Source organism: Bacillus sp. DHT2 (assembly GCF_026241455.1).
In the GTDB taxonomy this organism is placed as follows: Bacteria; Bacillota; Bacilli; order Bacillales; family Bacillaceae_G; genus Bacillus_A; species Bacillus_A pseudomycoides.
Genome location: NZ_JAPHWH010000017.1, coordinates 46,733 through 60,620 on the forward strand (window position 1 = coordinate 46,733; position 13,888 = coordinate 60,620).

The 13,888-nt window shown below is 31.5% G+C and carries 13 protein-coding genes and 2 pseudogenes; 9 read left to right on the plus strand and 6 right to left on the minus strand.

What is annotated here, in order from left to right; translation table 11 throughout:
- Positions 1-44: 44 nt before the first annotated feature.
- Positions 45-1,154 (plus strand): alpha/beta hydrolase, encoded by a 1,110-nt coding sequence (locus tag ORL93_RS26785; RefSeq protein ID WP_265959928.1) that lies wholly within the window; start codon positions 45-47, stop codon positions 1,152-1,154.
- An 8-nt stretch (positions 1,155-1,162) separates the two neighbouring features.
- The gene (locus ORL93_RS26790; protein ID WP_265959968.1) at positions 1,163-2,017 is read left to right on the plus strand and encodes a phosphatase PAP2 family protein; all 855 of its coding nucleotides are present in this window, start codon (positions 1,163-1,165) and stop codon (positions 2,015-2,017) included.
- A 345-nt stretch (positions 2,018-2,362) separates the two neighbouring features.
- Here the strand turns inward: ORL93_RS26790 and ORL93_RS26795 are convergent.
- The 3 genes and pseudogenes from ORL93_RS26795 to ORL93_RS26800 all read right to left on the minus strand — a co-directional run.
- Positions 2,363-2,749: pseudogene (locus tag ORL93_RS26795) on the minus strand (IS4 family transposase); the annotation flags it as partial.
- The gene (locus tag ORL93_RS31620) at positions 2,698-2,847 is read right to left on the minus strand and encodes a hypothetical protein (protein ID WP_176547995.1); all 150 of its coding nucleotides are present in this window, start codon (positions 2,845-2,847) and stop codon (positions 2,698-2,700) included. The gene ORL93_RS31620 and the pseudogene ORL93_RS26795, both read right to left, overlap by 52 nt.
- Positions 2,848-2,983: 136 nt before the next feature.
- Positions 2,984-4,648: a M4 family metallopeptidase gene (locus ORL93_RS26800; protein ID WP_265959929.1), complete on the minus strand. Its 1,665-nt coding sequence runs from the start codon at positions 4,646-4,648 to the stop codon at positions 2,984-2,986.
- 743 nt (positions 4,649-5,391) lie between these two features.
- Here ORL93_RS26800 and ORL93_RS26805 point away from each other — a divergent pair.
- A complete protein-coding gene (locus ORL93_RS26805; protein ID WP_097795546.1) occupies positions 5,392-6,036 on the plus strand; it encodes an ATP F0F1 synthase subunit alpha in 645 nt (214 codons plus the stop codon).
- 617 nt (positions 6,037-6,653) lie between these two features.
- The gene (locus ORL93_RS26810; RefSeq protein WP_016115303.1) at positions 6,654-7,043 is read left to right on the plus strand and encodes a hypothetical protein; all 390 of its coding nucleotides are present in this window, start codon (positions 6,654-6,656) and stop codon (positions 7,041-7,043) included.
- Between the two features lie 294 nt (positions 7,044-7,337).
- On the opposite strand, the gene ORL93_RS26815 is transcribed toward ORL93_RS26810, so the two are convergent.
- From ORL93_RS26815 to ORL93_RS26825, 3 genes are all read right to left on the minus strand, one after another.
- Entirely contained in the window at positions 7,338-7,772 is a 435-nt protein-coding gene (locus ORL93_RS26815) for a hypothetical protein (protein WP_265959930.1), read from the minus strand.
- A 249-nt stretch (positions 7,773-8,021) separates the two neighbouring features.
- On the minus strand, positions 8,022-8,315 hold the full coding sequence (locus tag ORL93_RS26820) for a barstar family protein (RefSeq protein WP_265959931.1): 294 nt from the start codon (positions 8,313-8,315) through the stop codon (positions 8,022-8,024).
- Between the two features lie 149 nt (positions 8,316-8,464).
- Positions 8,465-8,704 carry a hypothetical protein gene (locus ORL93_RS26825; RefSeq protein WP_265959933.1) on the minus strand — a complete coding sequence of 80 codons (240 nt, stop codon included), beginning with the start codon at positions 8,702-8,704 and terminating at the stop codon, positions 8,465-8,467.
- 781 nt (positions 8,705-9,485) lie between these two features.
- Here ORL93_RS26825 and ORL93_RS26830 point away from each other — a divergent pair.
- The 5 genes and pseudogenes from ORL93_RS26830 to ORL93_RS26850 all read left to right on the plus strand — a co-directional run bounded on the left by ORL93_RS26830 (position 9,486) and on the right by ORL93_RS26850 (position 13,777).
- Complete coding sequence (locus tag ORL93_RS26830; protein ID WP_265959934.1) at positions 9,486-10,655, plus strand: serine hydrolase domain-containing protein; 1,170 nt, start codon at positions 9,486-9,488, stop codon at positions 10,653-10,655.
- A 212-nt stretch (positions 10,656-10,867) separates the two neighbouring features.
- A pseudogene (locus ORL93_RS26835) lies at positions 10,868-11,260 on the plus strand (recombinase family protein); the annotation flags it as partial.
- 146 nt (positions 11,261-11,406) lie between these two features.
- Positions 11,407-12,225 carry a hypothetical protein gene (locus tag ORL93_RS26840; protein WP_265959935.1) on the plus strand — a complete coding sequence of 273 codons (819 nt, stop codon included), beginning with the start codon at positions 11,407-11,409 and terminating at the stop codon, positions 12,223-12,225.
- Between the two features lie 38 nt (positions 12,226-12,263).
- A complete protein-coding gene (locus ORL93_RS26845; RefSeq protein WP_265959936.1) occupies positions 12,264-12,764 on the plus strand; it encodes a hypothetical protein in 501 nt (166 codons plus the stop codon).
- A gap of 509 nt (positions 12,765-13,273) precedes the next feature.
- Positions 13,274-13,777 carry a GNAT family N-acetyltransferase gene (locus ORL93_RS26850; protein ID WP_265959937.1) on the plus strand — a complete coding sequence of 168 codons (504 nt, stop codon included), beginning with the start codon at positions 13,274-13,276 and terminating at the stop codon, positions 13,775-13,777.
- The last annotated feature ends 111 nt before the right edge of the window (positions 13,778-13,888 follow it).

Below are 13,888 nucleotides of genomic sequence, written 5' to 3' on the forward strand. Positions count from 1 at the left end.
TTATATAGCTCAAAGCACTTAAATTAAGAAAGGACGAATACTAGATGACTAGAAAATATGACTTAGGCCTTTTAGAAAAAATTCAAGAAAAACAAGAAACCATCCATGTACAAGGGGCAGAAGTCTTAGTAAAAAATATACCAGATTGCGATGAAAAAGGAGCGATGGATCCACGTCTTTATAAAGACACAAAGGTTCAAATGAATGTAATGAGGTTTATGCCTAAAAACATGATAAAAATGGATGATTCTGAAAAATCGATAAAGAATATGCGAAAACAATTTAATAGTATTAAAAGTGTTCCCATTGTCACTAAAGACATTAATATTACGCATAAAACAGTTAAAGCAGAAGATGGGTATAGTATTCCAATCAGAATTTATACCAGTATTTCTAAACGAGAGAATGCGCCAATTTTATACTTTATTCATGGTGGAGGATTCATGGCTGGATCACCAGATGTGATAGAAGAACTTGTGAAATTGATAGTAGAAAAAACAGATATACTAGCTATTTCTGTGGATTATCGATTAGCTCCAGAAAATCCTTTTCCAATTGGGCATACAGATTGTTACACCACTTTAAAGTGGATTTATGAGAATGCTGACACATTAGGTGGTGATAAAAATAATATCTTTGTGGCAGGTGATAGTGCAGGAGGAAACTTAACGCAATATTGTACAACCAGAGATATGGAAGATGGTGGGAAGTGCGTTAAGGGACAGTTACTTCTGTATCCTACACTTAATATGTGTGACTATGAGGATGAATTTTATTTTTGGAGTCTAGACAAGTATGAAATTGCTCCTAAGTATAAAAAAGGATTAGAAAAAATGCTGAATATAATGCATTCAATGGTCGGGAATATGTCAGAAATACTTGGTACTCAAAAAACTAATTCTAAATATTTAAGTCCATATGTTGATGTATCCCCAGACTATCCAAGTACATTTATTACGGTCGGAGAACATGATTTTTTAACGATAGAATGTTTAGCGTATGCAGCTAAATTGACTAAAAAAGGAGTTGAAACTGAGACAGTCCTCTATCGTGGTTTAGGGCACGCTTACGGAGATAATGTAGGTGTCTATCCTCAAAGTGAGGATTTAGCAATTGAGATGGGGAATTTTATATTAAAACATAGTGAGAGGTAATGGGCTTGATGAAAAATAGAAACGTAATATTAATTTCAATTTTCGCTATTTTACTATTTATCTTTGCATTTACAGACCTACAGATATCCCATAGTTTATATCAACCAACTAATAAAATTGCTCTTTTTTTACAAGTTGTAGGAGAAATTCCAGCGATGCTTATTGCTTTATTTTCTAGTATGTATTTATTTAAAACTAGAAAGAATAAAGGTTCAAGAGGATATTATCTTGCTGGAATTGGCTATGGCGTAGTCATTCTTTTGTTCGCTTTTATAGCTTCATTTATGCTAGTACATAATTTAACCATCTCAAAATTCTTAATACCGATTTTTATGAGTGGTTTAATTGTAGCCTGTTATATGATTGCCAAATCATGGAGTGATTATGATGATGCAAGATTAAGGGATATTGCATTAATTGGATTATTAAGCGTAGTTATTGTGTTAATTACATTTAATCTAATGAAACTAGGGTGGGGTAGAGAACGTTATCGTCATATGGTTTCTATTGGATCTTTTGACGGATTTTCAAAATGGTTTATACCTCAAGGAAGTGCCCAAAGTGATGAATTTATGTCATTTCCTTCAGGGCATAGTGCTAATTCAGCGTTGGTCATTTGGTTGAGTTTATTACCAGGATATTTCGCTTCATTAAAAAATAAAAAAATAGTTATTTGGATTTGCATTCTTATGTGGATGATATTAGTACCAATTAGTCGTATTGTAGTAGGGGCTCATTTTGCTTCAGATGTTACAATTGGATTTGCTATTTCATTAATTGTTTTTATGTCTCTGAAAAAAATTATGTGGAGCGATAAGAAAAAAATTAATGTATCAAGTATCCATAAACAGATAGGCAAATAATATTTATTGAATTTTACATTAGTAAATACTTCAATAAACATTATATTTTCCCCTATTCAGTTTAGAGATAATAGGGGTCACTATACATCGCTATCAAGCTAAGAAAATACAACTACCCCCAGAACGAGATTTTGTGCTAATTCGTAATAAAAAAGCTCATTTTTTCGTTTTGGGGTGGATTTGTTTTCTTAAGTTGATGGGCATGGGGTCACCATATATGCCCATCAACTTAAGAACGGAAACCAAATGAACTTTCGTTCAAATAAACTAAAAAACTCTTAAAACACTTTTTCTCCTTAAAAATGAGCATACCAAATAAACCTAGGTAGGTATTATTTTTAAAGATTATGTAGCTTTCTTTTGTTTTCTAATTCCACTATACTCATAGATAACACCCATAATATCAAAGACTGTTTTCTTCTCATACCTATGGGATTTTCGTCCGTTTTTATGTAAGAGATTAAACAGCCGAAACAATATTCTTGTTAATTCTTGGGTGTCTTTTTGTAGAGCTTGATAAAGAAGTAGAAAATAATCTTTAATAATATAAATCGCTTTATATTCGCTTAATTCTCGTTTCTTCTTGATGAGGAGTAATTGACGCATTTGAAACATGGTGGAGGAACAAAGAAGGATACTTATTAATTGTCCGTATAAGTGACATTCTAATCGTTCTAATTTTACAGAATTACAATGATGAATACGAAAAAATGATTTCCATGTTTTAAAAACCCTATCTCTCTAGCTAATTGCTCTAAATCATCAGGTGACATATATCGTTGCAACTCTTTAGAAAACAATTCTAGTTCATCAAAAACCGATAAGTTCATATCAAAAACGCCATCCTTTCCTATGATTCTACAGAAAGAATAGCGTATTTTTTCATTTTAAGGAAATTTAGTTTAGTTAGCTTGATAGCGATGGGGCGGTACCCCATTTCAGGGATCTTTTTATGTTAAATAAAAATTATTTAACACCAACAGCATCAAATGCTTTATTTACAGAAGTAACCTCAGCTGATTGTGTTCCATATAAATCTGCGGCTGACTGTACAAGGGCTTGTCTTGCTTGAGAAAATGTTGCTGATTCTGTTAGATATTGAGTATTTGCGCGATAAAAGATTTTACCCATTTTATCTTTACCAATACCATTTACAGTTACCCCATAATGAGTACCACCCTCTGCAACGAGATACGCTGCTTTATTGATAATCCCACTATTTGTGTGTACTAATTTGCTTTGATTCGTTCCTGTATAACGTTTAGAATAATGGTCTGGATCACCGTATTGTGTTGGATCGCTCATAGAACGAAGGGCTTGTCCTGATTGGAAGAATAAATCTTCCCCAATTAAATAATCAGGTTTTGAATTATTATAATATTCAATTAATGTGCCGAAAATATCTGACATTGCTTCATTAAGTGCGCCAGATTCATCTTGATATATTAAATTGGATGATGACTCTGTAACTGCATGTGTTAGTTCATGGCCAACAGCATCAATTGCAGCTGTAAATGAACGTGTTGATCCATCTCCATCCCCATATACCATTTGTTTTAGTTCCGGACTCCAAAATGCGTTTCCATACTGTTGTCCAAAATGAACAGATGAAACAATTTTAGCCCCATTTCCGTCATAGGAGTTTCTTCCCTGAACTTTTTTATAATAATCATATACCATTCCTGCATAAGTATGAGCATCTACAGCTGCTTGTGCATTTTTGCTTGTAAAACTGTTAGTGTTATTACTAAAAAGGACACCTGGAAGAAACGAAGTGTCATCATCACTTCCTTGATTTTGTGCATCATACGTATAAATTCCCTGTCCACGCGTTTTATCTGCTAAATAATAAGTATTATTAGATTTTAAGAGGTTCAAATTTTTGGTATTTCCAAATGAATCTTTCCCTGTCCCAGTTGTTACTGTTTCGGTAATATTTCTTGGATTTTTTGCCGCATGTAAGACTTCAATATGGTCTAGGATTTTTCCAGTCTCTGCTTCAAAAAAATAATCATGGCTACCTGGTTGTGGGGATAAAAATCCTAAATGAACATAATATGCATAGGATACTGTGTCATCTTTTGCATATACTACAAGTTCAGATGTTGGTTTCACATCATAGTTTGGTTTAAATCCTAGTTCCTTTTCAGCAAAGGACACTGCTTCATTGGCAGAAATTTTTTGATTTGGTTGTTGTAATTTTTGGTCTAAATCAGGAATAACAGTTCCTGAAAAAACAGTTAATACTCCTTTATTATCAACATGTGCAACTTGTGTAGATCCCCATACTGGAACACCATTATATGTTTGTTGTAATCGAACAACTTTTGCTCCTAACGTATCATCTTCTTGTTTCTTTACAGTGAATGATTCTTTAGCACTTTTGGTACCTAGTTTATATTTGTCCTTATTTTCATCAACATATCGAAATACTACATCCTCAGTTTTTTTTGAAGATGGTGTAGTCAGCTGTCCAGAAATAAACTCTGTAGACTTGATAGCCTCATTATACTTCTCTGTAGACAGCACATTATTTGATGTAGCTGCATAGCTAGATGTCGGTAAACTAATTGATGTAGCAACAATACCAGCTGACAATAAAACTACTAAACTTTGTTTCTTTGTTTTCATATTTCTTTCTCCTTTGTTTTTACATTCTGCTTTAAACAGAATATTTATATTTTTTGAAAATTATATATATACATATATATTCTGTAAAGGTAGTCAATTGTAAAAAAATGGGAAATAATTCATATTATTTCAATCTGTTTACCTGTAATTTTGGTTGTACAAGACCTTAAAGTGTTGAGTTTTCTATATTTTCATAATAAATATGCAATTTTGCATATTCGGGTCCCGCCACATGCCCAGCAAGCTAAGATTTTGAATTGTCCCCAAAACGATTATTTTTGGGACAATCGAATAACAAGCGACTTTCGCCTGTTTTTTGTAAAAAAACTTCCCCAATACTCATCTCAAAAACTATGTTCTTAAAACGTACATTTATAATTTATTTTCTTCACAGCAAAAAAGATAAGATCAAGGACTCGATCTTATCTTTAGCATAAGGAGAAAACAATAGGGTGATAACTATCACATTTCTATTATATTATAATTTCTGGAAATTTTTAATATTAAAACCATAAATAAATATGATATCTATATTGAGAAAATTAGTTATAAAAACAATAAAAATGAAAGTAAACTTTTGAATATTAATTTGCTTTCATTTTTAAAACACTAAATTTCAATGTTCTACTTTTTTAATATGTAATATTGCATACAATTTATAGTTGATAATCATTATTACTGTAACTATAATAGTTACAGTAAGGTTAATATTAAAATTACAACATGAATGGAGATGTTATAAAATGGGTATGAAAAAAATCATTTTAGCTGGTGCATTAGGAGCCGCAGCACTTGCAGGAACAAATTTACCAGGATTAGAAGTATCAAAAGCTAGTGCAGCTTCTATTGAATCAAATATATCAACAATTGAAGGTCGTGTAGTTGAGATTAGTAATAATGTTATATTTGTAGAATCAAAACAATATACAGATCCTATCAGTATCAATTTTGATTCTATACCAAATGTAAAAATAGGAGATCAAGTAAAAGTTACTGGTACAATGATGCGTAATTTTACTGAATATATGATTGCAAATTCTATTGAAAATAAATCATTAACACCAGGAATGCATTTAAAAGAAAATGGTCGACCTGATTATGTAGTAGGAGAAATTAGTGAAAAAGGAAAAATTGATGAATACGTAGACGTACCTATAGATTATGTACTTGTTAAATATCCTAAAATCAACGGTGGAGATGAAATTCTAGAAGTTTACTTAACACAAGGACAAAAACTTAATGTCGGTGACAAAGTTAAAGTAAATAATATGGAATTTGCACAATGGGGTGGAAGTTCTATAAATTGGAGCATAGAAAACAACATTGAAAAAATTCAAGAATCGAAAACTTCAAATCAAACTAATGATGATCAATGGATTTGGTCTTAGTAAAACATTATTATTTATTTTAGTTAATCTTTTCTATCAGTTATACCAACCAACAAATATATAAAATCCTAATGTATTTGTTTAAATTGTTTGACCATTAACATTAGTACTATCTAAAAAAAGAACTTGTAGTCCTTCTACAAGTTCTTTTTTGTTTTTTTACAAAACTGAAAATAAACTTTTGAATATTTGTTTACATTCATTTCTTTGATTTTATTGGTTTTATCGAACTTTACTCATTTTCTCCAAAATCGCCAACAAAAGTATACATTCAAAACACGATAAATAAAGAGTTTAAAATACCTATAAACAAAAAAAGAAAAAGCTAGATCTGTGAAATGAAAATAAAGTTATTTAATTTTAAAAGCTCAAACAAGCATACCCCGTTCTAATTTAGGACGGGGTTAAAAATAAAGTTATTTAATTTTTAATTTAAGATACTTCACTATCCTAAAAAATATAACAATAAAGTCGTTTGAAAATCTAAATTTTATTGAACAATCGCTCCCTATACTTAAGTAAAGATTGTACTTTTATAGCAACTTCTTTTGGTTTAAGTTATTTTCATAAAAATGTTAATATTAGTGAAAATAACTTATTAATAAGGGGACTACTAAATGACGAAAATTGAATTTGGAATTCTAAGTAGCGAAAAAGATGAAAAAGCAATTGTTAAAAATATCAATGACTATTTAGCGTCTCTAAATAGAACATTATCCAAACAAAAAAACAAGAGTATGCTTGATGCTCGGCTTCCTTATATTTACAAACATTTTTATTGGAACCTAAATAAGGCTGAGAGAGTTTATTTCGAAATTTACCCTAACAAAGATATAGAAGGAAAATACAGATTCGAAACAAAGAAGAATTTAAACTGGATAATTTTTTTTAATAAACTAGATCTAGTAACGGGAGTTGAAAATCAGGAAAAATATATTAAAGATATATTAGAAGCTACCAAGTTTGAATTTCAATTCCTTAAAGAATCTCTTGAGAGCGTAGAATGACACTATTGAGGTTCAAGTTTCTTTAAAGGAGTTCCTCCATTAAATGGCTCGTTTGATGAATAGTATGACTAACATTTTTAAATGCCTTTATTATTTTTCAAATGACTTTATTAAAAATTAAACAACTTTATTATCTGTATACAAGATCTATGCTAGCTTTTTACATAAGTCACATTTTAGGCAGTAAAAAAGGATCTTCAATTAGAAGATCCTTTTAGCTTATTATTAAATTAACCTACTTGTTACTTGAATAATAAATTTTAATAAAAAAGCTATATTTAAACACATTATTAATTAAATGATTAATTCTTTTTCAAGAAAAGTTACTACATCATTCCATTCTTTTATTGTTGAACCTTTTTCATATTCAAATTCTCCGAAATCTATATTGTTATCTGGTTCATCTTCATAAAGTGAAAATTCTCTTATTAATGAACCTTTTTCTATAATTATAAGTTCTGCATTAAAATTTTCATCATAGTAAGCGTATGTAACGGAATTCTCTTTTGCAAGTTCTATCCAAGATACATTTGATAGACCAAAGAATGCTTCGCCTTCAAGGTCTACAAAATACGTCCATCTATCTTCATGTTCAGAAAAACACACTGATTCATCGATAAAATTCCCATATTCATCTAATTGAAATTCGATATCTTTATTCATCCAATCACAATAACGTTTTTTAGCTTCTTCTAATGATAAACTTATTTTAAAACAACATTCTCTCAATCTAGTTTCTCCTCCTCATCTTATAAATAAAATGTGCAACATTATAGATAGGATGTTGGTTTAAAAAAACCTATATACTATTACTTATCTTTAATATTACAGAATAGCCGTGTATAGTTTTCAAAAAATTACATCCTAATATACCTTTAATTGACATAATACCACTTATCAGAAGTTAATCTATCTAGAAACCTAGAAAAGTCCCTTCAGAAGAAGATTTGAAGAGACTTTTCATTCACTTAATCAAGATTATCGGAAATATATTTCGCATTTTTGAGAAGCTACTTCTTTGTTATATTCATCAAGAATTTCTTTTAACATTGCTGCATCCGAAGGTAAGTTTTTGTTGAAGTTAGACCATCCTTGAAACACCAATTCACTTGGCATTTCAATTAGACCCGTAATAGCATCCCAAAACGCAGCCCAGTTTTCCCCGTAAAAATCAGGAAACACAAGTTTTTCTTTAAATAGCAAGTGTAAATCTCTATTGTTTGTTACTCCGGTTAAATTAATGATCGTTGTTACTTTGTAGTCATTTTTCATTAATTAAAATACACCTCTATTGAATTTTAGATTTATATCGTATCATTCTTAACCTCAATTCAATAATAGTTCACATAATTTTCGTTATTGGAGGTTATTGCAAACCCTTCCCTGTTTCTAGAAGGGTACATCTATATAATGCATATGACTTATCTCTTCTTGTTTTTAAAATCTAACTCCAAAATAGTCCCAAACTTATTATCAATTGCATTTATTGTTTCAACTTTCAAGAACAATGGAGTGATTAAGTAAAAACCACTTATCAATGCAATTGGAAGTAGAATTAAAGTTTCAATCATATCTATCTTTCCATCCAAATAATACATTGGTATAAATAGTGTCATACCTAAAATAAGAACTAACAAACCTGTTTGGACAATATTTTTCATATTCATCGCTCCTTTTCCTAATTATACCATTGGAAGAAGTGATTTGTTATGAACATTTGTCTGTATATCATATACATGTGAGGTTAACATAACGCACTATTATCAGTAGTCAACAATGGATAGAATTTTCGTTATGGGGGGATTTTGATTTTTTAGGTTGATGGGCATGTGGCGGGACCCCACATCCATCAACTTAAGAAAAGTAAACACCCCCAAAAACAAAAAAATGAGCTGACTTCTCAAAATAACTAACTGTAGAGAAAGAAAAATTTCATTTAGTGGGTACTTCAAAACCTTAGCTTGATGGCGATGGGGTCACCATATCAAAAAAAGAAAATTGTGCTATAGACATATTTTTCAACCACTTCCTGTTCGTTAAGGGACTCGTTATTTTTTTTACAGTTTTTTATTATGAAATTCTAAATAACTAATTATAATAGGTGAAAAAAACGATCAATAGCTGGGGTACGGAAAGGATTCGAATTTACATTCTTTCTCAATACATATTATGGATAAATAAAGTAAAATATGGGTTGGGGTTATGTCTCATGTTGTGTTAATCCTAACAATAACTAAGGGTACATAATATGCTTTCATACCTTTGAATAATTTTGTTATAGAAGGGATGGAGATTTAAATGGCTCAAATTGTTGGTATTGATAGATACCTTTGTACTGGGGCTTTAATCTATATGCGTGAGGGCCTTTCCCTAAGTCTTGTCAGGAAGTAAGGAACAGTAAGCAAACACTTATACAATATGAATAGAGGAGAGGAATGCCTTATGAAAATACGTAGTCAAATTACTTGTGCAAGTCTGGCCCTTTTAATAGCTGGAAGTTCCCTGTTATATACAACACCAACCTCAATTGTAAAAGCAGAGCCCACTCAAAATGTATCTAGTTCGTTACAAACAAATACTCAACGAGATCGTACTTCCGTCAAGCAAGCAATGCGGGATACATTGCAACTTGGATACCCGGGGATACTTGCTAAAACTTCTGAGGGTGGAAAAACGTGGGGGTATGCCGCTGGGATAGCGGATCTGAGAACCAAGAAACCAATGAAAACAGATTTTCGCTTTCGCATTGGGAGTGTGACGAAGACGTTCACCGCAACGGTTATACTTCAATTAGCTGGAGAGAATCGCCTGAATCTAGACGACTACATCGAAAAATGGTTGCCTGGTGCCATTCAAGGAAATGGATATGATGGTAACAAGATTACTATTCGGCACATATTGAACCATACAAGTGGTATCGCTGAATACTCAAGGTCAAAAGACGCTGATTTTACGGATACAAAAAAATCGTATACGGCTGAAGAGTTAGTGAAGATGGGGATTTCTCTGCCCCCAGACTTTTCCCCAGGAGATGGATGGTCTTATTCAAACACAGGATATGTATTACTGGGTATTCTTATTGAAAAAGTAACCAGAAACAGCTATGCGGAAGAGATTGAAAATCGGATTATTGAACCGCTTGAATTGTCGAATACATTCCTACCTGGCAATTCAAGCGTTATTCCAGGCACCAACCATGCCCGTGGATATGTCCAACCAGACGGAGCAAGTGAGCTAAAAGACGTTACTTATTATAACCCAAGTGCAGGTAGCTCTGCTGGAGATATGATTTCTACTGCTGACGACTTAAACAAATTCTTCTCTTACTTGCTCGGTGGCAAATTACTGAAAGAACAGCAACTAAAACAAATGCTTACTACAGTTCCTACAGGAAAAGAAGGAATCGATGGATATGGTCTTGGAATCTATGAAACTAAGCTTCCAAGCGGTGTCTCGATATGGGGACACACAGGTGGCATTCTAGGGTTTACTACTCTTGTTGGAGGTAAACTTGGAGGCAAGCATACGTTGGTCGTCAATTGGAATAGTTTGGGTAGAACTGACAGTCCTAATCCTTTTAAAAATATTTTACTTGCTGAATTTAGCAAGTAGGAAAAAAGGAAAAATTCATCGTAGTTTTCATAGTTAAAAATATACTTTTCTGGTTCAAAAGCCCCAACTTATTTTCAAGAAAAATTTGGGGCTTTTTTTGTTTTGGTGGCGTTTATTCTTCTTAAGTTGATGGTCACGTGGTGTTACCCCATGCCCATCAACTTAAGAATTTAGAATTACCCCAAAACGAAAAAATTTGTACATTTTCACCTGGAGACAACAAGGAAGCAATTCTACAAGAATGGAAAGATATAACTAAAGCAATTCAAGCACACATCATTGTTTTAGATATGCCATTACTTAATGCCACACAATACAAAGATAGTTTAGGAAACCTTATAATAGACCTTGTACTACAAATCCTTTCCTGGCTTGCCGAAGAGGAGAGAACAAAGACTAAAACCCGTCAACGTGAAGGAATTGAATTGGCAAAAAAACAAGGGAAACATTTAGGGAGACCAAGAACAAAAATATCGGAGGAATTCATTTCGGCTTATACAAGTTGGAAAGAGAATGAAATTTCAGCATTAGAGGCAATGATAAGATGTAATATGACAAGTCCTACGTTCTACAGAGTAGTCAAAAGATACGAGGATAAGGAATAGCCTTTCAACAGTCTAAGTTTAATATAAAAAAGTTATATAACAACGTTATTTATCTATATCACTCTTGGAGGGACGATCTTAATGAGTCAAAATAATATTTTTCCTTATAAGCATGCAGAATTTTATATAGAAAGAAGGGTGATAAATTGAAAGCAGAAAAGATATTACAGACTATTTGGTGTTTATTTTTAGAAATCACAGCGATGTTTGCTGGCAAGATTAAAATTTATAATGAAAAGCAAATAAAAAATTATGAATTAATCATCATACAATTGTATAATGCTATATTTAGTATATTTTTTGCTATTATTGGATCCTTTTTTGTGGCATTAGCAGTATCTCTATTTACCAAAAATTTGTACAGTGATTGGTATGTGTTTTTTAAAATATTCATGATTTTAAATAGCCTTATGATTCTTGTTAATCTATCGTCGAAAATATTGAATGTTCCAATGATTCTTATGCGATTGATATTTTCTTTAAAAGATAAATTTCATTCAGTTAAACGTTTTGGATTGTATATAGGTAAATTGTACCTAATTGTGATCTGCTCGATATTTATCCTGTATTTAATACTTCTTCAATTTTTTACTCAATATAATGTTGAAAATGAATATTCCATTATATACGCTTTAATTTTATCTGTTGCGCTATCAGTAGCTGGTGTTTATTCTTTCCCTGTAAAAAAGGGTGATAGGGATATCAATGAGTTGATAGTTTCACCCTTGTATATTGTTATTAACATATATATAGGGTATAAGACATCTAAAGCTAATATATTAAATAATGCAAGCCAAGGTAACGATGATATGACAGGAAATTTGTTGATTCTTTTCATTATTACTACATTTGTACAAGTTATTACTTATTTAAAAAAGCTTTTTGAAATGCTCCATCAGTTATCTGAATATGAAAAAGAGATAAATAATTATGCGAGTAAGGGAAAAAAAGGTTCGCATTTTTAAAAGAGGGCTTTAAAGAGACCTTGATAAAATTCAATCAAGTGGTTATAGATTTTAAATCTATAAAAAACGCTAAACATAAATTTTTACTACTGATATGTTTTAGCTTATTTATAGCCATTGGAACAATTTATCTCAGTAGAGTTATAGGAATTGGAGTAAATTATTTAAGAGAAACAATAGTTTTATATAAATTAGATAAACCCATTTCGAAAATCTTAGCTTACATAATATTATTTGGTATATGTCTGGTTATGATTTTTAAATTGTATAACTTTCTTTTTTTAGCGTTTACAAGAAAGAAACATACAAAAGGAATTAAACGATGGGAGTATTTTAGTTTAGCTCTTTTACTATTTGGAATGTTAATTATGCTTGTAACGACTCTGGTGACAACTGTATTTTCAATAGAATTAAGTTCTAATACTGCCCTAATTGCCGGTGGATTTATGCTAGCATCATCTACTATTTTTTTGGGGGTTGATCTTACTAAATGGTTATTTCGCAAACGAAAAGTAGAAGAAAAGGAAGAAATAAAATGATGCTATTCACTATGAAAAATCCAATATAGTTATCTGCCTTCAAACGATATGAAGATAAAAAATAATGCTTAATAGGGGTCACCATACATTGTTATCAAGTTAAGAAATTGATTGTTCCCCAAAACGAAAAATTAGAGTCTTTTATATCAACGAAGTTCATTTTTATCGTTTTGGGAGCAACCTGTTCTGTTAGGTTGGTGGGCATGGGGTACCGCCAGCATTTTGGAAAAAATCCACGCTAAGAGTATGCAGGATTTTATACAGTTTTTCGGCTAATCCAATAACAAACGAGAACTCGAAAACCCACACCATGATAGGAATGTATAAAAAATTGCTTAGATTGATAGAAAGAGAAAAAGTCGGATTCCTTATGAGAGTAGGGAACCGCCTTGTCTTCGCTACCAATAATGAAACGTTATGTTAACCGATCATGAATATGATATGCAACAAATATTACACAACATATCACTTCTTTCAAATGGTACAATTAGGAAAAAGGGGGAGAAGTAATGCAAAATCTAGAAATAAAAGAGATTAAACTACTTGATAAAGATATTGAAGAGCTTTCTGAACTTTTGAAAACCGTAGTAGATGATGGAGCGTCAATAGGTTTTTTACCTCCACTGGAACAAGAAGAATCGACAAAGTATTGGCAAACTGTCTTAGCACCAGAGGTGATATTGTTTATTGCCAAAATAAACAATAAAGTGGCAGGCAGTGTTCAATTGCATTTAATTACAAAGCCGAATGGAATCCACAGAGCTGAAATTTGTAAGTTAATGACTCATCCAAACTTTAGACGTAACGGTATTGGACGTTCACTTATGCAAAAAGCAGAAGAAAGAGCAAAACAAGAAAGCAGGTCTCTTTTAATATTAGATACTAGAGAAGGAGATCCTTCCAATAGATTGTACAAGTCGTTAGACTATCAAGAATCCGGCAAAATACCGGGGTATGCAATTTCTCCGAATGGTGAATTAGATGCAACGATTATTTATTATAAATTTATTTAGTTTTTTATTTAAAAAGAGAGATATAGTTTTTAAACGACATTATTGGTATTTATTTCTGTGATGAATATTTACAAGTAAGTTCCATAAATAAATATTTAATATAGGAGATGC

Coding starts and splice junctions, on each gene's coding strand:
- ORL93_RS26805 (WP_097795546.1), top strand. CDS start 5,392: ATGGGTATGAAAAAAATCATTTTAGCTGGTGCATTAGGAGCCGCAGCA.
- ORL93_RS26800 (WP_265959929.1), bottom strand. CDS start 4,648: ATGAAAACAAAGAAACAAAGTTTAGTAGTTTTATTGTCAGCTGGTATT.
- ORL93_RS31620 (WP_176547995.1), bottom strand. CDS start 2,847: ATGAACTTATCGGTTTTTGATGAACTAGAATTGTTTTCTAAAGAGTTG.
- ORL93_RS26785 (WP_265959928.1), top strand. CDS start 45: ATGACTAGAAAATATGACTTAGGCCTTTTAGAAAAAATTCAAGAAAAA.
- ORL93_RS26790 (WP_265959968.1), top strand. CDS start 1,163: ATGAAAAATAGAAACGTAATATTAATTTCAATTTTCGCTATTTTACTA.
- ORL93_RS26830 (WP_265959934.1), top strand. CDS start 9,486: ATGAAAATACGTAGTCAAATTACTTGTGCAAGTCTGGCCCTTTTAATA.
- ORL93_RS26810 (WP_016115303.1), top strand. CDS start 6,654: ATGACGAAAATTGAATTTGGAATTCTAAGTAGCGAAAAAGATGAAAAA.
- ORL93_RS26820 (WP_265959931.1), bottom strand. CDS start 8,315: ATGAAAAATGACTACAAAGTAACAACGATCATTAATTTAACCGGAGTA.
- ORL93_RS26825 (WP_265959933.1), bottom strand. CDS start 8,704: ATGAAAAATATTGTCCAAACAGGTTTGTTAGTTCTTATTTTAGGTATG.
- ORL93_RS26850 (WP_265959937.1), top strand. CDS start 13,274: ATGCAAAATCTAGAAATAAAAGAGATTAAACTACTTGATAAAGATATT.